A 24,349-nucleotide genomic window follows, 5' to 3' on the forward strand; every position below is an offset into this window, starting at 1 on the left:
CGTAGCGTGAGCGGGATGAAGCGCGTGCCGCCCGCCGAGGGCCAGGAATCCGTCTGGGACTACCCGCGACCCCCGAGGGTCGAGACCACCACCGAGCACGTGGTCGTGCGGCTGGGCGGCGTCGTCGTCGCCGAGACCCGCGACGCTCTCCGCGTCCTCGAGACGAGCCACCCTCCCGTCTACTACCTCCCCGTGTCCTCGTTCGCGCCCGGGGCGCTCGAGCCCGCGCCCGGCCGCAGCATCTGCGAGTTCAAGGGCGCGGCCTCCTACCTCACCGTGCGCGGGGGAGGAGGAGCGGTCGCGGAGGCGGCGGGCTGGACGTACCCCGAGCCGATGGACGGCTTCGAGGCCCTCGTCGACACGGTCGCCCTCTACCCCGCCCGGATGGACTCCTGCACCGTCGACGGCGAGGCGGTCCAGCCGCAGCCGGGCGACTTCTACGGCGGCTGGATCACCTCGCGCGTGGTCGGTCCGTTCAAGGGCTCGCCGGGCACGATGTTCTGGTGAATCAGACGGGGGAGGGCGGACCGAGCGGGTCCTGGACGAGGACCGCTCGTGCGGCGTCGATCCCCGAGGCCTCCAGCGTCCATTCCGGCCGCACCAGGGTCTCCGGTGTGACGCGGAACCGCAGCTCCTCGACCGGCGCACCGTCCGGACCGACGATCCGGTGCGTCCCGTTCGGCCGGTAGCCGAGGGCCTCCGAGACCCGGATCGAGCGGGTGTTCCAGGCGAGAGCGGCGCTCTCGGCGACCTCGGCTCCGAGGTGGTCGAAGGCGAGGAGGAGCACGGCGGCGCGCATCTCCCGCCCGAGGCCGCGGCCCTGCGCCGAGCGGGTGAGCCACGAGCCCGAGGTCAGGGTGCGGGTGGCGGCGAAGGACTCGGCGACCACGTCCTGGCAGCCGACGACCCGGCCGTCCTCGACCACGGCGAACGCGACGCGCCACGACTCCCGCGTCGTCTGCGCGCGCTGCGACCAGTGGAAGCGGGCGAGCTCGCCGGGCAGGCGCTCCGCCGGCGCCTCGGCCCAGGGGGAGGGGAACGGCGAGCGGCCGCTCTCGTGCACGCCCGCGAGGGCTGCCTCGGCGAGAGGGCCGAGGTCGGCGTCGCGGACCGGATGCAGCTCGAGCCGCGGCGTGCGCAGCTCCAGCGAGAACAGGGGCCAGGGGTCGGTGCTCATCCGACGACGCTAGCGAGCGGAGGCGCGCACCGCGCGACCAGGCGGGTACCGGTGGTGGGACTCGAACCCACAAGCCCTCTCGGACAGAGCATTTTGAGTGCCCCGCGTCTGCCATTCCGCCACACCGGCTCATCACCAGCCCGTCGAGAATACCGTAGGCTCATCGGCGTGACTGACCAGGAACCCTCGTCGACCGCACCCCGTCGGGTCGTCGTCGCCGAAGACGAATCCCTCATCCGCCTCGACATCGTGGAGATCCTCCGCGACAACGGCTTCGAGGTCGTCGGCGAGGCCGGCGACGGCGAGACCGCTGTGGCCCTCGCCACCGAGCTGCGCCCCGATCTCGTCATCATGGACGTCAAGATGCCCCAGCTCGACGGCATCTCGGCGGCCGAGCGCCTCTCGAAGGCGCACATCGCGCCCGTCGTCCTGCTCACCGCCTTCAGCCAGAAGGAGCTCGTCGAGCGCGCCAGCGAGGCCGGAGCGCTCGCCTACGTCGTGAAGCCCTTCACGCCCAACGACCTGCTGCCCGCGATCGAGATCGCCCTCTCGCGGTACGCCCAGATCCTCACCCTCGAGGCCGAGGTCGCCGACATGGTCGAGCGCTTCGAGACCCGCAAGCTCGTCGACCGCGCCAAGGGCCTGCTCAACGAGAAGATGGGGCTCACCGAGCCCGAGGCGTTCCGCTGGATCCAGAAGGCCTCCATGGACCGCCGGCTCACCATGCACGACGTCGCGCAGGCGATCATCGAGCAGCTGAGCACGAAGAAGGCCTAGCGCGAGGCCGGGCCCGAGGGCCCACGGCCTCAGGGCCAGAGGCGGGTGCGCTCCCACGGGGAGCCGCCCGCCTCCGTCGTTCCCGGGCGGTACTCGAGACGGGTGTGATCCTGCTCCGGCGCGGTCGAGCCCTGCCAGAACTCGATGCGCTCGGGCACGACGCGGTAGACGGCCCACTCCCGGTCGAGCGCCGCGGGCGAGCAGCCCACGGCGACGCTGGTCTGGAGCGTGACGAGGCCGAAGTCCTGCGCGCTGCGCATCGGCTCGCTCTGGCGTCCGACGAGCAGTGCGGTGCGAGCGGCCTCGGAGCGGCGGCGGAAGTCGTCGGCCGACTCCTGCGCGGAGGCGCGCTCGACCCGGCCCTCGACCCGGACCTGACGGCCCTGGACCGGCCAGAAGAAGGTCAGCGCGGCGTGCGGGTTCTCCTCCACGGCGCGTCCCTTGGGGCTGGTGGCATGGGTGGAGAACGCCCAGCCCGCCTCGTCGATCTCGCGCAGCACGAGCACGCGCGCCGAGACCGTGCCGTCGTCGGAGGCGGTGGAGAGCGTGGCACCGTGGGGGAGGAGCTGGCCAGCGTCCTTCGCCTCCTCGAGCCACTGCGCGAACAGCTCGAGAGGATCGGCCGGAGCCGCCTCCGCATCGAACGAGGGCAGCTCGGAGGGCATGGACGGGAGGCTCTTGAGGAGATGGCGAAGGCTCATCCGCTCAGTGTCGCCCTTCGGGCACCACCGGGGACAGTCGCGCGCCGTCGCTTGACAGTGCCGCTCGCCGCGGTGCCGGGTCCCCGAGCGGCGCGGCCGACCGGTCGATCCCCGGTCGCGCGCAGGCGCGGGCGGTCCCGACGGCGATCGCGGTCCTGGGCGCGGTCCTCGCCCTCCGCTCCCGCGAGGGGGACCCGTCCGCTCCCGTCAGCGGGCGTCGCGGATGATGTTGGTGATCCGCACGGTGGAGAGGCGGCGCCCCTCCTGGTCGCGCACGACGATCTCGTGGGTGGTGAGGGTGGAGCCCAGGTGGATCGCGTCGCAGGTGGCGATCACGAAGCCCGAGTGGACCGACCGGCTGTGGCTCGCGTTCAGCTCGATGCCCATCGCCAGGCGGCCCGCGCCGGCGTGCACGTTCGCCGCGATCGAGCCCATCGACTCGGCGAGCACGACGTGTGCGCCGCCGTGCAGGATGCCGACCGGCTGCCGGTTGCCCTCGACGGGCATCGAGGCCACCGAGTGCTGCGGGGTGAGCTCGTGCCAGAGGATCCCCATCCGCTCGGCGAGCTCGCCCATGCCGCGGCCGATCCCGGCGACCAGGTCGAGCGCGGGCGGGCGGATCCAGGCGGTCGTGGTGGGGGTCGGCTCGGTCACGTCGCTCCTCGCGCTGGAGCCTCGGAGCGGCCCTGACCGGCGGGCGCGAGCGGGCCGATCCGGTGTCGGAGGCGCTGTGTAGTCTGGCCCTGTGTCAGATCCGGAACAGCCTACCCTCCTGCTCGTCGACGGCCATTCCCTGGCGTTCCGGGCGTTCTACGCGCTCCCGGTCGACAGCTTCCAGACCCGCGAGGGCCAGCACACGAACGCCATCCACGGCTTCCTCTCGATGCTGATCCTGCTGCTGAAGAACGAGAAGCCGACCCACCTCGGCGTCGCGTTCGACATCTCCCGCTACTCGTTCCGCACCCGCGAGTACCCGGAGTACAAGGGCACCCGCGGCGAGACGCCGCCCGAGTTCAAGGGCCAGGTCCCCCTCCTCGAGGAGGCGCTGCACGCCATGAACATCCGGACCGTCTCGAAGGAGGACTTCGAGGCCGACGACATCCTCGCGACGCTCGCGCGCCAGGGGGCCGAGGCCGGCTTCCGCGTGCTGGTCGTCTCGGGCGATCGCGACACCATACAGCTGGTGACCCCGGACGTCACCCTGCTCTACCCCTCCACCCAGGGCGTCTCGCAGCTCACCCGCTACGACCGCGACAAGGTCTTCGAGAAGTACGGCGTCGAGCCGCACCAGTACCCCGAGATCGCCGCGCTCGTCGGCGAGACCAGCGACAACCTGCCCGGCGTCGACAAGGTCGGCCCCAAGACGGCCGCGAAGTGGGTCAACCAGTACGGCACGGTCGCCGACATCATCGCCCACGCCGACGAGATCAAGGGCGTGGTCGGCGAGAAGCTACGCGAGCAGAAGGAGAACGCGCTCCGCAACCGCCGCCTCAACCGGCTGGTGACGGACGTCGAGCTCCCCCTCGGGCCACACGATCTGACGCGCCGTCCGATCGATCCCGACGCGGTCCGCGAGATCTTCAGCCGCCTCGAGTTCAAGACCCTGCAGGAGCGGGTCCTCACGATCGCCGCGGAGGAGGGCGTCGACGGCGCTGCCGCGGCCCTGGCGGGCGACGTGGTCACGACCTCCGCACCCGCCGTCCGCACCCTGGTCGACGAGGAGCTCGCGCACTGGCTCGACCGCGTGTCGGCGAAGGGCACCGCGCCGGTCGCCGTGCAGGTCCTGCTCGGAGCCGGCGGGCTCGAGGGTGTGGGCCTCGCGGTCGAGAAGGAGACGGCGTTCGTCCCGTGGGCCGCCGAGCGGCCCGACTACACCGCGCTCGAGCAGTGGCTGGCCGGGCCCGCCCCCAAGTACTTCGCCGACGCGAAGCCCCAGATCAAGGCGCTGCGGAGGGCCGGACTCCCCGTCGCGGGGCTCGCGTTCGACACCCGCGTCGCCTCCTGGCTGGTGCAGCCCACCGGGCATCCGGCCACGCTCGCGGCGCAGGTCGCGCAGCACCTCGACGAGACCATGGCGCAGGGCGACCCGAACCAGCTGGTCCCCACCGTCGAGCCGATGGGGCCCGCCACCGAGGCCTGGTACGCGTACCGGCTCGTCGCTCCGCTGCGCGAGCGGCTGGGCGAGGGGATGCTCTCGGTGCTCGTCGACATCGAGCTGCCGATCGTCCAGGTCCTCGCGACGATGGAGCTCACCGGCGTCGCGATCGACGCCGACGTGCTGGCGCGCCTCCGCGCCGAGCTGACCGTCTCGGCCGCCGACCTCGCGAGCCGCGCGTTCGCCGAGATCGGCCACGAGATGAACCTCGGCTCGCCCAAGCAGCTGCAGCAGGTCCTCTTCGAGGAGCTCGACATGCCGCGCACCCGGGCCACGAAGACGGGCTACACCACCGACGCCTCCGCCCTCGCCGACCTGCAGGAGTCCCACCCGCACCCGTTCCTCGGGCTGCTCCTCGAGCACCGCGACGCGACCAAGCTCAAGCAGATCATCGAGACGCTCGAGAAGTCGGTCACCGCCGACGGCCGGATCCACACCAGCTACGACCAGACCGGCACGGCCACCGGCCGGATCTCCTCCAACGACCCGAACCTGCAGAACATCCCCGTCCGCAGCGAGGTGGGCCGCCGCATCCGCACCGCCTTCGTCCACGGAGCGGACGCGAGCACCCTCCTCACCGCCGACTACTCGCAGATCGAGATGCGGATCATGGCGCACCTCTCCGGCGACGCCGGGCTGATCGAGGCCTTCCACTCCGGCGAGGACCTGCACCGCTTCGTCGGGTCGCGGATCTTCGGCGTCGATCCGGGCGACGTCACCTCGGCCATGCGCAACAAGGTCAAGGCGATGTCGTACGGCCTCGCCTACGGCCTGAGCGCCTTCGGCCTGTCGAAGCAGCTGCGCATCTCGAGCGCCGAGGCCAAGCAGCTGATGACCGACTACTTCGTCCGCTTCGGCGCGGTGCGCGACTACCTCCGCAGCGTCGTCGAGCAGGCCCGCGAGACCGGCTACACCGAGACGATCTTCGGTCGCCGGCGTCCGTTCCCCGACCTGCAGAGCGCGAACCGCGTCCTCCGCGACAACGCCGAGAGGGCGGCACTCAACTCGCCGATCCAGGGCTCGGCCGCCGACATCATGAAGCGCGCGATGATCGGCGTGCAGGCCGACCTCGACGAGCAGGGGCTCGGCTCTCGGATGCTCCTCCAGGTGCACGACGAGCTGATCTTCGACGTCGCCCCCGGCGAGGAGGAGCCGCTCGAGGCGATCGTCCGCGGCCGGATGGCGGGTGCCGCCGACCTGAGCGTCCCGCTCGAGGTGCAGGTGGGCCACGGGTCCGACTGGGACGTCGCCGCGCACTGAGCCGGCCGCAGGGCCTGGCTAGGCTCGGAGGCATGAGCACCGACACCCCCCGCGAGCCCACCGCCGTCGACGCCGTCGCCGAGCGCTGGGTCGACACGCTCGTCGACCTCGACCCCACCCTCGGCACCGCGATCGGACGCAGCGGCGCGAACGGCCGTCTGGGCGACTACTCGCCGGCCGGTCTCGAGCAGGCCCGGGCGGCGACCGCCTCGGCCCTCGCCGAGCTCGAGGCCGCCGACCCCGTGGACGACGTCGACCGCGTCACGGTCGCCGACCTCGGCGCCGAGCTCCGGCTCTCCCTGGAGGGGCACGACGCCGGTCTGCCGCTGCGGGACCTCAACGTGATCGCGTCCCCGGCGCAGGAGCTGCGCGACGTCTTCGACCTGATGCCGACGGACGAGGTCGCCGACTGGGAGGCGGTCGCCGAGCGGCTGCTGGCCGTGCCGGCCGCCCTCGAGGGCTACGCGGAGACCCTGCGCGAGGGGATCCGCACCGGCGTGGTCCCCGCCCGCCGCCAGGTCGAGCTCGTCGCCGAGCAGGCGCGGAAGATCGCCGCTCCCCGCGGGTTCTTCGCCGAGCTGGCCGCGGAGGCCGCTCCCGCCGCCGGATCCCTGCCCGCGTCGCTCGCTCAGCGGCTGGAGGACGGCGCCCGCCGTGCCTCGGCCGCCTACGGGTCGCTCGCGCAGTTCCTCCGGGGCGAGCTCGCCCCCGCCGCGACCGAGCAGGACGCCGTCGGCCGGGAGCTGTACGCGCTGCACTCCCGCCGCTTCCTCGGCGCTGTCGTCGACCTCGACGAGACCTACGAGTGGGGGATCGAGGAGCTGGCCCGCATGACGTCCGAGCAGGAGGCGATCGCGCGCGAGATCCTGCCCGGCGCCTCCGTCGCCGAGGCGATCGCCCACCTCGAGGCGGACCCGGCCCGCACTCTGCACGGCGTCGACGCTCTGCAGGCGTGGATGCAGGAGACCAGCGACCGCTCCGTCCGCGAGCTCGCCGGCACCGCCTTCGACATCCCGGAGGAGGTGCGCCGCCTCGAGTGCAGGATCGCGCCGACCCAGGAGGGCGGCATCTACTACACCGGTCCGAGCGACGACTTCTCGCGCCCGGGGCGGATGTGGTGGTCGGTCCCGGCCGGAGTCACCGAGTTCGCCACCTGGCGGGAGCTGACCACGGTCTACCACGAGGGCGTCCCGGGCCATCACCTGCAGATCGGCCAGGCCGTCCACAACCGCGCCCGCCTCAACACCTGGCGCCGTCAGCTCGCCGGGACCTCCGGCCACGCCGAGGGCTGGGCGCTCTACGCGGAGCGGCTGATGGAGCGCTTCGGCTACCTCGACGACCCGGCCGACCGCCTGGGCATGCTCGACGGCCAGCGGATGCGCGCGGCGCGCGTCGTGCTGGACATCGGCGTGCACCTCCAGAAGCCGATGCCGGGCTCCGGCACCGTCTGGACCGCCGAGTCGGCCCTCGACTTCACGCGGGCCAACGTGAACATGGACGACGCGTTCGTGCGCTTCGAGGTGAACCGGTACCTCGGCTGGCCGGGGCAGGCTCCGTCCTACAAGATCGGGCAGCGGATCTGGGAGCAGCTGCGCGACGAGGCGGAGGCGCGCGAGGGCGCCGCGTTCTCGCTCGCGGCCTTCCACCGGAGGGCGCTCGACCTCGGCGGCGTCGGTCTCGACACCCTCCGCTCCTCCCTCGCCGGCTGACTCCGGAACCCGCGCCTGGACGGGCGCGGCGAGATTGCCGTGCGCCTCCCGGGGCGTCTAAGCTGGGGTGTCACATCTGTGGCGCCGCCGTGCCCGCGGCGCGCGAGGAAGGCCGGTCCTCCGGCCGGCCGAGCGCGGCTCCCGGGCCGGAGGCACATCCCTCACCACCGCAGTGGTCACCACTCCGCCGAGCCGCGAGGCCCGCAGGCGGCCGCCGCCCGAGACCCATCCATCCTGGAGCATCCCTTAATGACAACCGCAACGACCGACAAGGCAACCAAGCAGGTCGCGATCAACGACATCGGGTCTGCTGAAGACTTTCTTGCCGCGGTCGAAAAGACTCTGAAGTTCTTCAACGACGGAGACCTCATCGAAGGCACCGTCGTGAAGATCGACCGCGACGAGGTCCTCCTCGACGTCGGCTACAAGACCGAGGGCGTCATCCCCTCGCGCGAGCTCTCCATCAAGCACGACGTCGACCCCTCCGAGGTCGTCAACGTGGGCGACAGCGTCGAGGCCCTCGTCCTCCAGAAGGAGGACAAGGAGGGTCGCCTGATCCTGTCCAAGAAGCGTGCGCAGTACGAGCGCGCGTGGGGCGACGTCGAGAAGATCAAGGAGTCGGACGGCGTCGTCACCGGCTCGGTCATCGAGGTCGTCAAGGGCGGTCTCATCGTCGACATCGGCCTCCGCGGCTTCCTCCCGGCCTCGCTCATCGAGCTGCGCCGTGTCCGCGACCTCACGCCGTACCTCGGCCAGGAGATCGAGGCGAAGATCCTCGAGCTCGACAAGAACCGCAACAACGTGGTCCTGTCGCGTCGCGCGCTCCTCGAGCAGACCCAGTCCGAGAGCCGCACCACGTTCCTGAACAACCTGCACAAGGGTCAGGTCCGCAAGGGCGTCGTGTCGTCGATCGTCAACTTCGGCGCGTTCGTCGACCTCGGCGGCGTCGACGGTCTCGTCCACGTCTCCGAGCTCTCCTGGAAGCACATCGAGCACGCCTCCGAGGTCGTCGAGGTGGGCCAGGAGGTCACCGTCGAGATCCTCGAGGTCGACCTCGACCGCGAGCGCGTGTCGCTCTCGCTCAAGGCGACCCAGGAGGACCCGTGGCAGGTCTTCGCCCGCACCCACGCGATCGGACAGGTCGCGCCGGGCAAGGTCACGAAGCTGGTCCCGTTCGGTGCCTTCGTCCGCGTCGCGGACGGCATCGAGGGCCTCGTCCACATCTCCGAGCTGTCGGGCAAGCACGTCGAGCTCGCCGAGCAGGTCGTGTCGGTCGGCGAAGAGGTGTTCGTCAAGGTCATCGACATCGACCTCGACCGTCGCCGCATCTCCCTCTCGCTCAAGCAGGCGAACGAGAACGTCGACCCCGAGGGCACCGAGTTCGACCCGGCGCTCTACGGCATGGCCACGGAGTACGACGACCAGGGGAACTACAAGTACCCCGAGGGCTTCGACCCCGAGACCAACGAGTGGCGCGAGGGCTTCGAGTCGCAGCGCGAGGCCTGGGAGCTGGAGTACGCCGCTGCTCAGGCGCGTTGGGAGGCCCACAAGGCCCAGGTGGCCAAGTCGCAGGAGGAGGCAGCCACCGTCTCCGAGGGCGTCTCGGTCGGCGCCGGCTTCACCAGCGAGTCGACCACCGGCGGCACCCTCGCCGACGACGAGTCGCTCGCCGCGCTCCGCGAGAAGCTGTCCTCGAACAACTGATCGCGAGCACATCGCATCGAACGGCCGGTCCCCTCGGGGGCCGGCCGTTCGGCGTTCCGGGCGACGGCGCTGGGTAGGGTGGCCGGGTGCATCTCGTCGCCCTCACCGGAGGCATCGCCTCGGGCAAGTCCACCGTCGCCCGCCGTCTCGCCGAGCACGGAGCGGTGGTGGTCGACGCCGACGTCCTCGCGCGCGAGGTCGTCGAGCCGGGGGAGCCGGCGCTGGCGGCGATCGCCGAGCGCTTCGGCCCGTCCGTGATCCGCGCGGACGGCGCGCTCGACCGCCCGGCGCTCGGCGCGATCGTCTTCTCGGACGCGGCGGCCCGCGCCGACCTCAATGCGATCACCCATCCGGCGGTGACCCTCCGTTCGCAGCGGCTGTTCGCGGAGGCCGCCGAGGCGGACCCGGCCGCGGTGGTCGTCTACGACGTCCCCCTCCTCGCCGAGGGCCGTGGAGCGGGGGAGTTCGACGAGGTGGTCGTCGTGCACGCGCCGCAGCACCTCCGCATCGAGCGTCTCGTCGCCCTCCGGGGACTGACCGAGGAGGAGGCTCGTGCGCGGGTCTCGTCGCAGGCGAGCGACGAGGAGCGCCTCGCCCTCGCCGACGTCGTGATCGACTCCTCCGGCACGCTGGAGGAGACGCTCGCTCGGACCGACGCGCTGTGGGAGCGTCTCGCCCGCTGACGGTCCGTCCCGGACACCCGCCCTCGTGGCCGAGCGGCCCGGCCGGAGAGCGCACCCCCGTTCGCCGCCAGCGCACGCGCCGTCCGGTGTCGGTGGTCGCGGCTACGCTTCGAACCATGGAGCCAACCCGTGCCGTGCACCCGTTCGAGGTCATCAGCGAGTACAAGCCGAGCGGTGACCAGCCCGGCGCGATCGCCGATCTGAGCGCCCGCATCAACGCCGGCGAGACCGATGTCGTCCTGCTGGGCGCCACCGGGACCGGCAAGTCCGCGACCACGGCCTGGCTCGTCGAGGCCGTGCAGCGTCCCACGCTCGTGCTCGCGCACAACAAGACCCTCGCCGCGCAGCTCGCCAACGAGTTCCGCGAGCTGTTCCCCAATAACGCCGTCGAGTACTTCGTCTCGTACTACGACTACTACCAGCCCGAGGCCTACGTCCCGCAGACCGACACCTTCATCGAGAAGGACAGCTCGGTCAACGCCGAGGTCGAGCGGCTGCGCCACTCCACCACGAACTCGCTCCTGAGCCGCCGCGACGTGATCGTGGTGTCGACCGTCTCCTGCATCTACGGCCTCGGCCAGCCCGAGCAGTACCTCGAGGCGATGGTGGCGCTCCAGGTCGGCCAGCGGGTCGACCGGGACCGCCTCATCCGCAAGTTCGTGTCGATGCAGTACGCGCGCAACGACGTCGACTTCGCCCGCGGCACCTTCCGGGTGCGGGGCGACACGATCGAGATCATCCCGATGTACGAGGAGCTCGCGATCCGGATCGAGATGTTCGGCGACGAGATCGAGGCGCTCTACACGCTCCACCCGCTCACCGGCGACATCGTCCGGAAGCTCGACTCCGTGTCGGTCTTCCCCGGCTCGCACTACGTCGCCAGCCAGGACGTCATGCACCGTGCGATCGACACCATCCAGCAGGAGCTTGAGGTGCGCCTGGCCGACCTCGAGAAGCAGAACAAGCTCCTCGAGGCGCAGCGCCTGCGGATGCGCACGACCTTCGATCTCGAGATGATGCAGCAGATCGGATTCTGCTCCGGCATCGAGAACTACTCCCGCCACATCGACGGCCGCGAGTCGGGCGAGGCCCCGCACTGCCTGCTCGACTACTTCCCGGACGACTTCCTCGTCGTGATCGACGAGTCGCACGTGACGGTGCCGCAGATCGGTGCGATGTACGAGGGCGACGCGTCCCGCAAGCGCACGCTGGTCGAGCACGGCTTCCGCCTGCCCTCGGCGATGGACAACCGGCCCCTGAAGTGGGAGGAGTTCAAGTCGCGCGTCGGTCAGACCGTCTACCTCTCGGCGACCCCGGGCCGCTACGAGATGGGCATCGCCGACGGCATAGTCGAGCAGATCATCCGCCCGACCGGCCTGATCGATCCCGAGATCGTCGTCAAGCCGACGAAGGGCCAGATCGACGACCTGCTCGAGGAGATCAAGCGCCGCACCGAGCGCGACGAGCGCGTGCTCGTCACGACGCTGACGAAGCGCATGGCCGAGGAGCTCACCGACTTCCTCACGGAGGCCGGCGTCCGGGTCCGCTACCTGCACTCCGACGTCGACACCCTGCGGCGCGTCGAGCTCCTCTCGGAGCTGCGGGCGGGCGTCTACGACGTCCTGGTCGGCATCAACCTGCTGCGCGAGGGGCTCGATCTGCCCGAGGTCTCGCTCGTGGCGATCCTCGACGCCGACAAGGAGGGCTTCCTCCGCTCGTCCACGTCGCTCATCCAGACGATCGGCCGTGCGGCGCGCAACGTCTCGGGCGAGGTCCACATGTACGCCGACAAGGTGACGGACTCGATGCGGCTCGCGATCGACGAGACCGACCGCCGACGCGAGAAGCAGGTCGCCTACAACCTCGACCACGGCATCGACCCGACGCCGCTGCGGAAGAAGATCGCCGACATCACCGACGCCCTCGCCCGCGAGGGGGCCGACACCGCCAAGCTGCTCGCCGGGCGCGACGCCAAGAAGAAGAGCCCGACGCCGAACCTGCGCCGTCAGGGTCTCGCCGCGAACGGCGGCAACGACCTCGAGGCGATCATCTCCGACCTCAACGGGCAGATGCTCCAGGCGGCGGGCGAGCTCAAGTTCGAGCTCGCGGCCCGGCTGCGGGACGAGGTCCAGGAGCTCAAGCGCGAGCTCCGCCAGATGGAGAAGGCCGGGCACCTGTCCTGATCGGGGGCGCTGATCCGCAAGGGGAGGGGCCCGCGGATCAGCGCCCAGCGAACGCCACGGGCGATGTCGGTGGCTCCGCATACACTTTCGGAGTGTCGATCCTGAACGCCGTTACGGACCCCTCCTCCACCCCCTCTCCCTCCTTCCACCGCTTCGTCTCCTCGCTCGACGAGTCGTCCTCGAAGCTGGTGGTGAGCGGCGCGCGGGTGCACAACCTGCAGAACGTCGACCTCGAGATCCCGCGCGACTCGATGGTGGTGTTCACCGGTCTCTCGGGCTCGGGCAAGTCCTCCCTGGCCTTCGACACGATCTTCGCGGAGGGCCAGCGGCGCTACGTCGAGTCCCTCTCCGCGTACGCCCGCCAGTTCCTCGGGCAGGTGGACCGGCCGGACGTCGACTTCATCGAGGGCCTCAGCCCCGCGGTCTCGATCGACCAGAAGTCGACGAACCGCAACCCGCGCTCCACCGTCGGCACGATCACCGAGATCTTCGACTACATGCGTCTGCTGTGGGCGCGCATCGGCGTCCCGCACTGCCCCATCTGCAGCGAGCGGATCTCCGCGCAGACCGTGCAGCAGATCGCCGACCAGCTGATGGAGCTCGAGACCGGTACCCGCTACCAGATCCTCAGCCCCGTCGTCTCGCAGAAGAAGGGCGAGTTCGTCGACCTCTTCAAGGAGCTGACCGCGGGCGGCTACTCCCGCGCCATGGTGGACGGGAAGCTCGTCCAGCTGAGCGAGCCGCCGGTGCTCAAGAAGCAGTACAAGCACGACATCTCCGTCGTGGTCGACCGGCTCGTGGCCGGCCCCGACATCCTCGGGCGCCTCACCGACTCGCTCGAGACGGCCCTGCGGCTCACCGACGGCATCGTGCAGATCAACTACGTCGACGGCGAGGGCGACGGCGCCTGGACCACCTACTCCGAAAAGCTGTCCTGCCCCAACAACCACCCGATCTCGCTGACCGAGATCGAGCCGCGGACCTTCTCCTTCAACGCGCCCTTCGGCGCCTGCCCGGAGTGCTCGGGCCTCGGCACGCGCATGTCGGTCGACGACGAGCTGCTGCTCGGCGACCCCGACCTGAGCATCGCCGAGGGCGTCATCATCCCCTGGACCACCCAGGGCAAGGGCCTGTTCCAGTACTACGAGAAGCTGCTCGACGGCCTCTCCCGCGACCTCGGCTTCACGCTCACCACCCCGTGGAAGCGCCTCAGCACCGAGGTGCAGCAGGCCGTCCTCCACGGCGACAACTTCGAGGTCAAGGTCAAGTGGAAGAACCGCTACGGCCGCGAGATGAGCTACACCTCGGGCTTCGAGGGCGTCGTGCCCTACATCGAGCGCCAGTTCGTCCAGGCCGAGACCGACGTCCAGCGCACCCGCTGGTCCGAGTTCCTCCGCGAGGTGCCCTGTCCCGTGTGCAAGGGCTCCCGCCTGAAGCCGGAGGTGCTCGCCGTGCTCGTGCACGGGGCGAGCATCGCGGACGTGGCCGACCTCAGCCTCGGCGACGCCCAGGACTTCATGAGCCGGCTCGAGCTGACCGACCGCGAGGCGCACATCGCCGCGCAGGTGCTGCGCGAGATCCGCGCGCGCATCGACTTCCTCATCGAAGTCGGGCTCAACTACCTCAACCTCTCGCGCGCCGCCGCCTCCCTGTCGGGCGGCGAGGCGCAGCGCATCCGCCTGGCGACCCAGATCGGCTCCGGGCTGACCGGCGTGCTCTACGTGCTCGACGAGCCGAGCATCGGCCTGCACCAGCGCGACAACCGCCGCCTGATCGACACCCTCATCAAGCTGCGCGACCTGGGCAACACGCTGATCGTGGTCGAGCACGACGAGGACACCATCCGCACCGCCGACTGGATCGTCGACATCGGCCCGGGCGCCGGGGTCAACGGCGGCAGGGTCGTGCACTCCGGCTCCTACGAGTCGCTGCTCGAGAACACCCACTCGCTGACCGGCGACTACGTCTCGGGCCGCAAGGCGATCGAGGTCCCGAAGAAGCGGCGGAAGATCGACCGCAAGCGGATGATCAAGGTCGTCGGGGCGAACGCCAACAACCTCCGCAAGGTCGACGCGGAGTTCCCGCTCGGCACGTTCGTCGCGGTCACCGGGGTCTCCGGCTCCGGCAAGAGCACCCTCGTGAACGACATCCTCTACCGCGTGCTCGCCAACCAGCTCAACGGCGCCCGCAAGGTGCCGGGCAAGCACACGCGCGTCACCGGCCTCGAGAACCTCGACAAGGTCGTGCACGTCGACCAGAACCCGATCGGCCGCACGCCGCGCTCGAACCCCGCCACCTACACGGGCGTGTTCGACCGCATCCGCAACCTCTTCGCCGAGACCACCGAGGCGAAGGCGCGGGGGTACCTGCCCGGACGCTTCAGCTTCAACGTCAAGGGCGGCCGCTGCGAGGCCTGCTCGGGCGACGGCACCATCAAGATCGAGATGAACTTCCTGCCCGACGTCTACGTGGCGTGCGAGGTCTGCGGGGGAGCGCGCTACAACCGCGACACCCTGACCGTGCACTACAAGGGCAAGAACATCGCCGAGGTGCTCGACATGCCGATCGCCGAGGCGGCCGACTTCTTCGAGCCCATCACGGCGATCCACCGCTTCCTCCGCACGCTGGTGGAGGTGGGCCTCGGCTACGTCCGCCTCGGCCAGAGCGCGACCACGCTCTCCGGCGGCGAGGCGCAGCGCGTCAAGCTGGCCACCGAGCTCCAGCGCCGCTCCAACGGCCGCAGCGTCTACGTGCTCGACGAGCCGACGACGGGCCTGCACTTCGAGGACGTCCGCAAGCTCCTCCTCGTCCTCAACGGCCTGGTCGACAAGGGCAACACGGTGATCACCATCGAGCACAACCTCGACGTCATCAAGTCCGCCGACTGGCTGATCGACATGGGTCCCGAGGGCGGCGCCGGCGGCGGACAGGTGGTCGCGGTGGGCACCCCCGAGCACGTGGCGAAGGTCGAGGGCAGCCACACCGGCATGTTCCTCGCCGAGATCCTCGGCTGACGCGAGCGAGAGGCATGGCGCAGACAGTCGACTTCCGGCCGAAGCCGGGTGAGATCCCGACCCTCCCGGGCGTGTACCGCTTCACGGACGCCCGGGGGCGGGTGCTCTACGTGGGCAAGGCCAAGAACCTCCGCGCGCGGCTGAGCAACTACTTCGCCCCGCTGCCGAGCCTGCACGAGCGCACCCGGCGGATGGTCACCTCGGCCTCCGGCGTCGAGTGGACCGTTGTCGGCACCGACGTCGAGGCCCTGCAGCTCGAGTTCACCTGGATCAACGAGTTCGATCCCCCCTTCAACGTCAAGTTCCGCGACGACAAGTCCTACCCCTACATGGCGGTGACGCTCGGCGACGAGGCCCCGCGGGTGATGGTCACGCGGAACGCCAAGATCAGGAAGGCCCGCTACTTCGGGCCCTACCCCAAGATCTGGGCGATCCACGAGACGATCGACCTGATGATCAAGGCGTTCCCGATCAGGACCTGCAACGACTCCAACTACAAGCGCGCCATGCAGAGCGGCAAGCCCTGCTTCGCGTCGCAGATCGGCCGCTGCGGCGGGCCCTGCTCCCACCGCGTCACCTTCGCCGAGCACCGCGAGATGGTCGACCGCTTCGTCGCCTTCATGGGCAGCCACGACCGCCGGATGATCGGCGAGCTCGAGAAGGAGATGCGCGAGGCCGCCGCCGCGATGGAGTACGAGCGCGCCGGGAAGCTGCGCGATCAGGCCGCCGCCCTCGACGCGGTCCTCGCCAAGAGCGCGGTCGTGCTCAAGGACAACGTGGACGTCGACCTCTACGCGATCGTCCACGACGAGCTCGCCGCCTCCGTGCAGCAGTTCCGGGTCCGCGGCGGGCGCATCCGCGGCGAGCGGGGCTGGGTCGTCGACAAGGAGCTCGACATGAGCACGGCGGAGCTCGTCGACACGGCCCTCCAGGCCGCCTACGAGACCGGCGACGTCCCGCCCCGGGAGGTCGTCGTGCCGGAGCTGCCCGAGGACACCGAGGCGCTCGAGGAGTGGCTGAGCGGACTGCGCGGCACGAACGTGCGCCTCCGAGCGGCCCAGCGCGGAGACAAGGCCGCTCTCCTCGAGACGGCGACGCAGAACGCGAAGCACTCGCTGATGCTCTACAAGACCCGCCGCTCCGCCGACTTCACCGCTCGGACGCAGGCCCTGGAGGACATCCGCGACGCCCTCGGCATGAGCGAGGCGCCGCTCCGGATGGAGTGCTACGACGTCTCCCACCTCAGCGGCACCAACATCGTCGCCTCGATGGTGGTCTTCGAGGACGGGCTCGCGCGGAAGGACCAGTACCGGCGGTTCTCCATCGCGGAGTCGACGGACGACACCGAGTCGCTGCACCAGGTGCTCACCCGCCGCCTCGCGTACCTCCGCGAGCCGGTCGAGCCCGCGGCGGTCGACCCCGAGACCGGCGAGGCCAAGCGGCGCAAGTTCTCGTACCCCCCGCAGCTGCTGATCGTCGACGGCGGCCAGCCGCAGGTCGCAGCCGCGCAGCGCGCGCTCGACGAGTCCGGGGTGACCGGCATCACCCTCTGCGGGATCGCCAAGCGCCTCGAGGAGATCTGGCTGCCGGACTCCGACTTCCCCGTCATCCTGCCGCGCAACAGCGATGCGCTCTTCCTCTTCCAGCGCATCCGCGACGAGGCGCACCGCTTCGCGATCACCCACCAGAGGACGCGTCGCAAGCGCGACATCTCGTCGCAGCTGGCCGAGGTGCCCGGGCTCGGAGGCACGCGAGTCCGCGACCTGCTGAAGCACTTCGGATCCGTCGCCCGGCTCCGCGAGGCGGGCGAGGCCGAGATCGCCGAGGTCAAGGGCATCGGCCCGACGCTGGCGGGCGCGATCCACGCGCACCTGCATCCGGACGGGTCCGCCGTCGGGGGCACGCCTTAGGCTGGAGGCCCGCGCTCCGGGGGAGAGCGGCCGGTGCCCGGCACCGAGGACACGAGCAGACACGAGCACGGAGAGCGCATGAGCACGGAGAGCGAGCAGCAGGACGTGCTGATCGTCACGGGGATGTCCGGAGCGGGCCGGTCCACGGCCGCGAACGCGCTGGAGGACCTCGGCTGGTACGTCGTCGACAACCTGCCGCCGCAGATGCTGCGCCCGCTGGTCGACCTGGCGCAGCGTGCAGGGGACACGCTGCCGAAGATCGCGGCGGTCGTCGACGTCCGCGGACGCGACTTCTTCGAGGACCTCGGCGACATCGTCCGCGAGCTGCGCGCCGGGGTCGACCTCCGAGTGGTGTTCCTCGAGGCCACCGACGCCGCGCTCGTCCGCCGCTTCGAGCAGGTGCGCCGTCCGCACCCGCTGCAGGGCCGGGGGACCCTCCTCGACGGCATCTCCGCCGAGCGGACGCGCCTCGCTCAGCTGCGGGAGTCGGCCGACATCGTCATCGATACCTCGGACCTCAACATCCACCAGCTGGCCACCAGCATCACCGAGCGCTTCGCCGAGGCCGGCCGCGCGGGCCTCCAGGTCACGGTGATGAGCTTCGGCTTCAAGTACGGGCTGCCGACGGACGCCGACATGGTGGCCGACGCGCGGTTCCTGCCGAACCCGTACTGGATCCCGGAGCTGCGTCCGCACACGGGTCTCGACGAAGAGGTGAGAGACTACGTGCTGGCCCAGCAGGGCGCCGAGGAGTTCATCGACTCCTACTCCCGGGCCCTGCGCCCCGTGCTCGACGGCTACCAGCGCGAGAACAAGCGCCACGCGACCATCGCGATCGGCTGCACGGGAGGCAAGCACCGCTCCGTCGCGGTCGCGGGCCGTGTCGCGGCCCGTCTGGCCGAGCTGCCGGGCGTCGCCGTCAACGTGGCGCACCGCGACCTCGGCCGAGAATGATCCCCGCGCGCTCAGCCGCGCACCCGACGTAAGGAAGACTCCGTGGCCCTCACCGCAGACGTCAAGGGCGAACTGGTCGCGATCGTCTCGCGCAAGAACACCGTCCGTGCCGCCGAACTGGCGACCATCCTCCGCTTCTCCGGAGGACTGCACATCATCTCCAACCGCCTCGCGGTCGAGGTCGAGCTCGATTCCGCCCCGCTCGCGACCCGCGTGCGCCGCGACCTCGCCGAGCTGTACGGCGTCCGCAGCGAGGGCAGCATCGTCTCGGCCGGCGGATCCCGGAGGACCACGAGCTGGCTGGTGCGCGTCGTCGAGGGCGGGGACACCCTCGCCCGGCAGACCGGCCTCCTCGACCAGCGGGGCCGGCCCGTCCGCGGCCTGCCCAACCGCCTGACGACCGGCTCCCGCGAGGAGCTCGCCGCCCTGTGGCGCGGCGCCTTCCTCGCCCAGGGCTCGCTGACCGACCCGGGCCGCTCCGCGGCGCTCGAGATCATCTGCCCCGGCAACGAGGCGGCCATGGCGATCGTCGGAGCCGCCGGACGCCTGGGAGTCCAGGCCAAGTCCCGCGAGGTGCGCGGCGTCCACCGGGTCGTCATCCGCGACGGCGAGAGCATCAGCGCGATGCTCACCCTGATGGGCGCGACCGCGACCGTCGCGAGCTGGGAGGAGCTGCGCCAGCGCCGCGAGGTGCGGGCGACCGCGAACCGCCTCGTCAACTTCGACGACGCGAACCTCCGCCGCTCCGCCCAGGCCGCCGTCGCGGCGTGCGCCCGCGTCGAGCGCGCGATGGAGATCCTGGGCGACGACATCCCCGAGCACCTCCGCTACGCCGGGCGCCTGCGCCTCGCGCACCGCGACGCGAGCCTCGACGAGCTCGGCCACCACGCCGATCCGCCGATGACGAAGGACGCCGTCGCCGGCCGCATCCGCCGCCTCCTCGCGATGGCCGACAAGCGCGCGTCCGACCTCGACATCCCGGGCACCGACGCGAACCTCCCGGCCGAGCTGCAGGACCTGTAGGCCCGGCCGCACGGCGCGCCCCGCCCGGCGAACGCTGAGTGTCTCCTGGTCGAACAACGCAAGCCCTCCGAACGCGGAGGGGCCCCCTCGCTAGACTGATCGGGTCGCTCAGGACACTCCCGGCCCTCCTCCTCCGCCTCGCGGAGGACGCCGAGACGCCGGCGGGTCGCACGGGAGCGACGACCACGAACAGGAGATCGCACATGGCTGACTACACGCTCGCCGAACTGCCCTACGACTACTCGGCCCTCGAGCCGAACATCAGTGGGCGGATCATGGAGCTCCACCACGACAAGCACCACGCGACGTACGTGGCCGGGGCGAACACCGCCCTCGCCTCGCTGCAGGAGGCTCGCGACAGCGAGAACCTCGCGAACGTGAACAAGCTCCAGAAGGACCTCGCCTTCAACCTCGCCGGTCACGTGAACCACACCGTGTTCTGGAACAACCTCTCGCCGGACGGCGGCGACAAGCCCGTCGGCGAGCTCGCCGCGGCCATCGACGACAACTTCGGGTCGTTCGACAAGTTCCGCGCCCACTTCACCGCCTCGGCCCTCGGCATCCAGGGCTCCGGCTGGTCGATCCTCGCCTGGGACTCTCTCGGCGAGAAGCTCATCATCGAGCAGCTCTACGACCACCAGGGCAACCTCGCCGCGGCGACCGTCCCGGTCCTCCTCCTCGACATGTGGGAGCACGCCTTCTACCTCGACTACGTCAACGTGAAGGCCGACTACGTCAAGGCGTTCTGGAACATCGTGAACTGGGCCGACGTCTCCGCGCGCTTCGAGAAGGCCCGCGAGAAGACTTCGGGCCTGCTGCTACTGTCGTAGCGATCTCGGCGTCCCGGGCCCCGCGTCCGGGACGCCCTGTCGTCGGCTTCCACCCCTCCACTGCACCGTCGAGGTGCCTTTCCTCACCAGGAGATATCTGTGTCCGTCAAGATCGGCATCAACGGCTTCGGCCGTATCGGCCGTAACTTCTTCCGTGCAGCCCTCGCCAAGGGCAGCGACCTCGAGATCGTCGCGGTCAACGACCTCACCGACAACAAGGCCCTCGCGCACCTCCTGAAGTACGACTCCATCACGGGACGCCTCGACGCGACCGTCGAGCTCGACGGCGACCGCATCGTCGTCAACGGCAAGCCGATCGTCGTCCTCGAGGAGCGCGACCCCGCGAACCTCCCCTGGGGCGAGCTGGGAGTCGACGTCGTCATCGAGTCGACCGGCCGCTTCACCAAGTCGGAGGACGCGCGCAAGCACATCACCGCGGGTGCCAAGAAGGTCATCGTCTCCGCTCCCGCCACCGGCAGCGACGTCGCGACCCTGGTCCTCGGCGTGAACGAGAACACCTACGACCCCGCGACGCACGACATCATCTCGAACGCGTCCTGCACCACGAACTGCCTCGCGCCGCTCGCCAAGGTGCTGCTCGACAACTTCGGCATCGAGCGCGGCCTGATGACCACGGTCCACGCGTACACCGCCGACCAGAACCTCCAGGACGGCCCGCACAGCGACCTGCGTCGCGCCCGCGCTGCCGCCGTCAACATCATCCCGACCTCGACCGGTGCCGCCAAGGCGCTCGGCCTGGTCATCCCGGAGCTCGTCGGCAAGCTCGACGGCTACGCCCTCCGCGTCCCGGTCCCGACCGGCTCGATCACCGACCTGACCGTCGAGCTGACCAAGCCCGCCACCGTCGAGGAGATCAACGCGGCGTACAAGGCGGCCTCCGAGGGAGACCTCAAGGGCATCCTCAAGTACACCGAGGACCCGATCGTCTCGAGCGACATCGTGACCGACCCGCACTCGTCGATCTTCGACGCGGGCCTCACGAAGGTCATCGGCAGCCAGGTCAAGGTCGCCTCCTGGTACGACAACGAGTGGGGCTACTCCAACCGCCTCGTCGACGTCACCGAGTTCGTCGCCGGCAAGCTCTAAGGGCTGCGCGCAGTGACGCTCCGCACTCTGGACTCACTGGGCTCCCTCGCAGGCAAGCGCGTCGTCGTCCGCTGCGATCTGAACGTCCCCCTGAAGGACGGAACGATCACGGACGACGGCCGCGTGCGCGCGTCGGTGCCCACGCTCCAGCGTCTGGTCTCCGAGGGCGCCCGAGTCGTGGCCGTGAGCCACCTCGGGCGCCCCGAGGGGAAGCCCGAGGCGAAGTACAGCCTCGCTCCCGTCGCCGCCCGCCTCGGCGAGCTGCTCGACGCTCCGGTGGCCTTCGCCGAGGACACCGTCGGGGAGGCGGCCTCGGCCGCCGTCGACGCCCTCGAGGACGGCCAGGTCGTCGTCCTCGAGAACCTCCGGTTCAACGCCGGCGAGACGAGCAAGGACGAAGCCGAGCGCCGCACCTTCGCCGAGAAGCTGGCCGCCTACGGCGACGCCTTCGTCTCCGACGGGTTCGGCGTCGTGCACCGCAAGCAGGCGAGCGTCTACGAGCTCGCCGAGCTTCTCCCCAGCGCCGCCGGCACGCTGATCGCGGCCGAGCTCGAGGTGCTGGAGCGGCTCACCGAGAAGCCCGAGCGCCCCTACGCGGTCGTCCTCGGCGGCTCGAAGGTCTCGGACAAGCTCGGCGTGATCGAGCACCTGCTGCCGAAGGTCGACTCGATCCTCATCGGCGGCGGAATGCTGTTCACCTTCCTCAAGGCCCAGGGCCACGAGGTCGGCGCCAGCCTGCTGGAGGCGGACCAGGTCGACACCGTGCTCGGCTACCTCGCGAAGGCGAAGGAGCTGGGTGTGGAGATCGTCCTGCCGACGGACGTCGTCGTGGCGTCGGAGTTCGGCCCCGACGCCGATCACCAGGTCGCCTCGGCCGACGCGATCGAGGGCACGCCCTTCGGTGAGAAGGGCCTCGGCCTGGACATCGGACCGGACACCGCCGCGCACTTCGCCGAGATCATCGCGGCGTCCAGGACGGTGTTTTGGAACGGCCCCATGGGCGTCTTCGAGCTCGAGCCGTTCGCGGCGGGCACCAAGACCGTCGCGCAGGCGCTCACCGAGGTCGACGGTCTCAGCGTCGTCGGCGGAGGCGACTCCGCCGCGGCCGTCCGCGCCCTCGGGTTCCGCGACGACCAGTTCGGCCACATCTCGACGGGAGGCGGAGCGAGCCTCGAATTCCTCGAGGGCAAGCGCCTCCCCGGACTGGAGGTCCTCGGATGGTAGACACCGCCGCCCGCACCCCGCTCATCGCCGGCAACTGGAAGATGAACCTGGACCACCTCCAGGCCATCGCCTTCGTGCAGAAGCTGGCGTGGAGCCTCAAGGACGCCGACCACGACTTCGACGGTGTCGAGGTCGCGGTGTTCCCGCCCTTCACGGACCTCCGGCCCGTGCAGATCCTCGTCGACTCGGACAAGCTGCCGCTCAAGTACGGCGCGCAGGACGTCTCGAAGTTCGACAGCGGCGCCTACACCGGTGAGATCTCGGGCCAGTTCCTGAAGCAGCTCGACTGCGACTACGTGATCGTCGGCCACTCGGAGCGTCGCACGCTCCACGGCGAGACGGACGCGGACATCGCCGCCAAGTCGGCCGCGGCCGTCAATCACGGCGTCGCTCCGATCATCTGCGTCGGCGAGACCGCGGAGGACCTCGAGAAGCACGGCCCGTCGGCTGTGCCGGTCGCCCAGCTGAAGGAGGCCCTCACCGGCCTCCCCGCGGACGCCGACCTCGTCGTCGCCTACGAGCCGGTCTGGGCCATCGGCTCCGGACAGGCCGCGACACCCGAGCAGGCCCAGCAGGTCTGCAAGGCGCTCCGCGGAGTCGTCGCCGACGTCCTCGGCGCCGACACCGCCGCGAAGACCCGCATCCTCTACGGCGGCTCCGTGAAGTCCGGCAACATCGCCGGCTTCATGCGCGAGCCCGACGTCGACGGAGCACTCGTCGGAGGCGCCAGCCTCCAGGTCGACGAGTTCGCGGCGATCGCGCGATTCCGGAACCACGTCGGGGTCTGAGCTGCTGCGACGAGAGGGCGGGCCCATCGGGCCCGCCCTTTCGTCGTCCACGCCGCTCCCCGCGCGGCGTGGCGGGGTCGGCTTCGCGACGGGGCGGGGTTCCGAGAGCGGGATGCGTTCGGCTACGGAGATCCGCTGGGACGCGGATCGCCGGTTCGCCTCGGAGATCCCACACCGGCTTCGCGCGTTGGCCGGTGCGGTGCTGTCGGCTCGTCGCGGGGTGCTCTCCGAGAGAGTGGCGCGTTCGGCTCGATCGGTCCGCTGGTACGTGGATCACAGGCTCGCGGTCCGGCGACTGAAGAGGTTGTCGAGGGCACCGCGACGAGGCCACCCGCTCCGCCCCTCGACGGACACTCGTATACATCGCCCCGAACACGGGACGACGCATTCCTCGCGGATTCGCAGGCGCCGTTATACTCGTCGGGGCGCGCAACGCGCCAGAACTTCGAAAGGTACCGCGTGGACATCCTCCAGGTCGTGCTCCAGGTCATCCTGGGCATCACGAGCCTCCTGCTCACCATGCTGATCCTGCTCCACAAGGGGCGCGGCGGCGGTCTGTCCGACATGTTCGGGGGCGGAGTCACCTCCAACCTCGGCGCGTCGGGCGTCGCCGAGCGCAACCTCAACCGCATCACCGTGATCCTGGGCGTCGTCTGGCTGGCCTGCATCGTGGTGCTCGGACTCATCACCAAGTTCACCACCGGAGCATAGGGGTACTCGCAATGGCATCAGGCGGCAGTGCAATCCGCGGTTCGCGCGTCGGCGCAGGACCCATGGGCGAGCAGGACCGGGGCTTCCACGCGGAGCGCGTCGCGGTCTCCTACTGGGACGCTCTCGGCAATGAGACGGTGCGCCACTTCTCGGCGGCCCTCCCCGAGGACGAGATACCCGAGGTGATCGACTCCCCGCAGTCCGGTCTCCCCGCGGGCCGCGACCGGGCGAACCCGCCCCAGGTCGCGAAGACCGAGCCCTACAAGACGCACCTCGCCTACGTGAAGGAGCGCCGCACCGAGGCCGAGGCGGCTCAGCTCCTCGAGGAGGCGCTGCAGCAGCTGCGCGCCCGACGAGGCACCGCGACCCCGTCCTGATCCTCACCGCACGACGAACGACGGAAGGCCCGCCCCCTCAGGGGACGGGCCTTCCGTCGTTT

General features: G+C 70.5%; 20 protein-coding genes and 1 tRNA gene. 17 read left to right on the top strand and 4 right to left on the bottom strand.

The window, feature by feature from the left end; translation table 11 throughout:
• The first annotated feature begins 15 nt into the window (after positions 1 to 15).
• Positions 16 to 507, top strand: coding sequence for a DUF427 domain-containing protein (locus C5C37_RS03325; protein WP_104309123.1), 492 nt, complete (start codon positions 16 to 18; stop codon positions 505 to 507).
• Between the two features lies 1 nt (position 508).
• Here C5C37_RS03325 and C5C37_RS03330 read toward each other — a convergent pair whose 3' ends face one another.
• Both C5C37_RS03330 and C5C37_RS03335 read right to left on the bottom strand, forming a co-directional pair.
• Positions 509 to 1,177, bottom strand: a complete 669-nt coding sequence (locus C5C37_RS03330) for a GNAT family N-acetyltransferase (protein WP_104246795.1) — start codon at positions 1,175 to 1,177, stop codon at positions 509 to 511.
• A 46-nt stretch (positions 1,178 to 1,223) separates the two neighbouring features.
• A tRNA-Leu gene (locus tag C5C37_RS03335) sits at positions 1,224 to 1,306 on the bottom strand.
• A gap of 39 nt (positions 1,307 to 1,345) precedes the next feature.
• Between C5C37_RS03335 and C5C37_RS03340 the strand changes: the two genes are divergently transcribed.
• Complete coding sequence (locus C5C37_RS03340) at positions 1,346 to 1,954, top strand: ANTAR domain-containing response regulator (protein ID WP_104221889.1); 609 nt, start codon at positions 1,346 to 1,348, stop codon at positions 1,952 to 1,954.
• 29 nt (positions 1,955 to 1,983) lie between these two features.
• On the opposite strand, the gene C5C37_RS03345 is transcribed toward C5C37_RS03340, so the two are convergent.
• Positions 1,984 to 2,655, bottom strand: coding sequence for a pyridoxal 5'-phosphate synthase (locus C5C37_RS03345; RefSeq protein WP_104338475.1), 672 nt, complete (start codon positions 2,653 to 2,655; stop codon positions 1,984 to 1,986).
• Positions 2,656 to 2,862: 207 nt separating this feature from the next.
• Positions 2,863 to 3,309: a PaaI family thioesterase gene (locus tag C5C37_RS03350; RefSeq protein ID WP_374953047.1), complete on the bottom strand. Its 447-nt coding sequence runs from the start codon at positions 3,307 to 3,309 to the stop codon at positions 2,863 to 2,865.
• Between the two features lie 91 nt (positions 3,310 to 3,400).
• On the opposite strand from C5C37_RS03350, the gene polA reads away from it, so the two are divergent.
• The 15 genes from polA to C5C37_RS03425 all read left to right on the top strand — a co-directional run bounded on the left by polA (position 3,401) and on the right by C5C37_RS03425 (position 24,287).
• A complete protein-coding gene (polA, locus tag C5C37_RS03355; RefSeq protein WP_104273125.1) occupies positions 3,401 to 6,070 on the top strand; it encodes a DNA polymerase I in 2,670 nt (889 codons plus the stop codon).
• A gap of 32 nt (positions 6,071 to 6,102) precedes the next feature.
• A complete protein-coding gene (locus C5C37_RS03360; protein WP_104338476.1) occupies positions 6,103 to 7,779 on the top strand; it encodes a DUF885 domain-containing protein in 1,677 nt (558 codons plus the stop codon).
• A 249-nt stretch (positions 7,780 to 8,028) separates the two neighbouring features.
• The gene (rpsA, locus tag C5C37_RS03365) at positions 8,029 to 9,483 is read left to right on the top strand and encodes a 30S ribosomal protein S1 (protein WP_104225298.1); all 1,455 of its coding nucleotides are present in this window, start codon (positions 8,029 to 8,031) and stop codon (positions 9,481 to 9,483) included.
• Positions 9,484 to 9,569: 86 nt separating this feature from the next.
• Entirely contained in the window at positions 9,570 to 10,166 is a 597-nt protein-coding gene (gene coaE, locus C5C37_RS03370; RefSeq protein WP_104221899.1) for a dephospho-CoA kinase, read from the top strand.
• A gap of 116 nt (positions 10,167 to 10,282) precedes the next feature.
• The gene (gene uvrB / locus C5C37_RS03375) at positions 10,283 to 12,349 is read left to right on the top strand and encodes an excinuclease ABC subunit UvrB (protein WP_104221901.1); all 2,067 of its coding nucleotides are present in this window, start codon (positions 10,283 to 10,285) and stop codon (positions 12,347 to 12,349) included.
• A gap of 188 nt (positions 12,350 to 12,537) precedes the next feature.
• The gene (gene uvrA / locus C5C37_RS03380) at positions 12,538 to 15,363 is read left to right on the top strand and encodes an excinuclease ABC subunit UvrA (protein WP_258072358.1); all 2,826 of its coding nucleotides are present in this window, start codon (positions 12,538 to 12,540) and stop codon (positions 15,361 to 15,363) included.
• A gap of 14 nt (positions 15,364 to 15,377) precedes the next feature.
• The gene (uvrC, locus tag C5C37_RS03385) at positions 15,378 to 17,273 is read left to right on the top strand and encodes an excinuclease ABC subunit UvrC (RefSeq protein ID WP_104268633.1); all 1,896 of its coding nucleotides are present in this window, start codon (positions 15,378 to 15,380) and stop codon (positions 17,271 to 17,273) included.
• 78 nt (positions 17,274 to 17,351) lie between these two features.
• Complete coding sequence (gene rapZ / locus C5C37_RS03390; RefSeq protein ID WP_097166020.1) at positions 17,352 to 18,227, top strand: RNase adapter RapZ; 876 nt, start codon at positions 17,352 to 17,354, stop codon at positions 18,225 to 18,227.
• Positions 18,228 to 18,269: 42 nt separating this feature from the next.
• Complete coding sequence (whiA, locus tag C5C37_RS03395) at positions 18,270 to 19,250, top strand: DNA-binding protein WhiA (protein WP_104221905.1); 981 nt, start codon at positions 18,270 to 18,272, stop codon at positions 19,248 to 19,250.
• 203 nt (positions 19,251 to 19,453) lie between these two features.
• Complete coding sequence (locus C5C37_RS03400; RefSeq protein WP_104221907.1) at positions 19,454 to 20,080, top strand: superoxide dismutase; 627 nt, start codon at positions 19,454 to 19,456, stop codon at positions 20,078 to 20,080.
• Positions 20,081 to 20,179: 99 nt separating this feature from the next.
• Positions 20,180 to 21,187: a type I glyceraldehyde-3-phosphate dehydrogenase gene (gene gap / locus C5C37_RS03405; RefSeq protein WP_104338477.1), complete on the top strand. Its 1,008-nt coding sequence runs from the start codon at positions 20,180 to 20,182 to the stop codon at positions 21,185 to 21,187.
• 12 nt (positions 21,188 to 21,199) lie between these two features.
• The gene (locus tag C5C37_RS03410; RefSeq protein ID WP_104338478.1) at positions 21,200 to 22,411 is read left to right on the top strand and encodes a phosphoglycerate kinase; all 1,212 of its coding nucleotides are present in this window, start codon (positions 21,200 to 21,202) and stop codon (positions 22,409 to 22,411) included.
• Positions 22,405 to 23,199: a triose-phosphate isomerase gene (tpiA, locus tag C5C37_RS03415; RefSeq protein ID WP_104221913.1), complete on the top strand. Its 795-nt coding sequence runs from the start codon at positions 22,405 to 22,407 to the stop codon at positions 23,197 to 23,199. Before C5C37_RS03410 ends, tpiA begins: the two co-directional genes overlap by 7 nt.
• Positions 23,200 to 23,658: 459 nt before the next feature.
• A complete protein-coding gene (secG, locus tag C5C37_RS03420) occupies positions 23,659 to 23,910 on the top strand; it encodes a preprotein translocase subunit SecG (RefSeq protein WP_104221915.1) in 252 nt (83 codons plus the stop codon).
• Positions 23,911 to 23,921: 11 nt separating this feature from the next.
• On the top strand, positions 23,922 to 24,287 hold the full coding sequence (locus C5C37_RS03425) for an RNA polymerase-binding protein RbpA (RefSeq protein ID WP_055791968.1): 366 nt from the start codon (positions 23,922 to 23,924) through the stop codon (positions 24,285 to 24,287).
• Positions 24,288 to 24,349 lie beyond the last annotated feature (62 nt).

The organism is Rathayibacter sp. AY1F9 (genome assembly GCF_002932155.1).
GTDB lineage: Bacteria > Actinomycetota > Actinomycetes > Actinomycetales > Microbacteriaceae > Rathayibacter.

Coding starts and splice junctions, on each gene's coding strand:
- C5C37_RS03325 (WP_104309123.1), top strand. CDS start 16: ATGAAGCGCGTGCCGCCCGCCGAGGGCCAGGAATCCGTCTGGGACTAC.
- C5C37_RS03330 (WP_104246795.1), bottom strand. CDS start 1,177: ATGAGCACCGACCCCTGGCCCCTGTTCTCGCTGGAGCTGCGCACGCCG.
- C5C37_RS03345 (WP_104338475.1), bottom strand. CDS start 2,655: ATGAGCCTTCGCCATCTCCTCAAGAGCCTCCCGTCCATGCCCTCCGAG.
- C5C37_RS03360 (WP_104338476.1), top strand. CDS start 6,103: ATGAGCACCGACACCCCCCGCGAGCCCACCGCCGTCGACGCCGTCGCC.
- rpsA (WP_104225298.1), top strand. CDS start 8,029: ATGACAACCGCAACGACCGACAAGGCAACCAAGCAGGTCGCGATCAAC.
- uvrB (WP_104221901.1), top strand. CDS start 10,283: ATGGAGCCAACCCGTGCCGTGCACCCGTTCGAGGTCATCAGCGAGTAC.
- uvrC (WP_104268633.1), top strand. CDS start 15,378: ATGGCGCAGACAGTCGACTTCCGGCCGAAGCCGGGTGAGATCCCGACC.
- rapZ (WP_097166020.1), top strand. CDS start 17,352: ATGAGCACGGAGAGCGAGCAGCAGGACGTGCTGATCGTCACGGGGATG.
- C5C37_RS03400 (WP_104221907.1), top strand. CDS start 19,454: ATGGCTGACTACACGCTCGCCGAACTGCCCTACGACTACTCGGCCCTC.
- tpiA (WP_104221913.1), top strand. CDS start 22,405: ATGGTAGACACCGCCGCCCGCACCCCGCTCATCGCCGGCAACTGGAAG.
- C5C37_RS03425 (WP_055791968.1), top strand. CDS start 23,922: ATGGCATCAGGCGGCAGTGCAATCCGCGGTTCGCGCGTCGGCGCAGGA.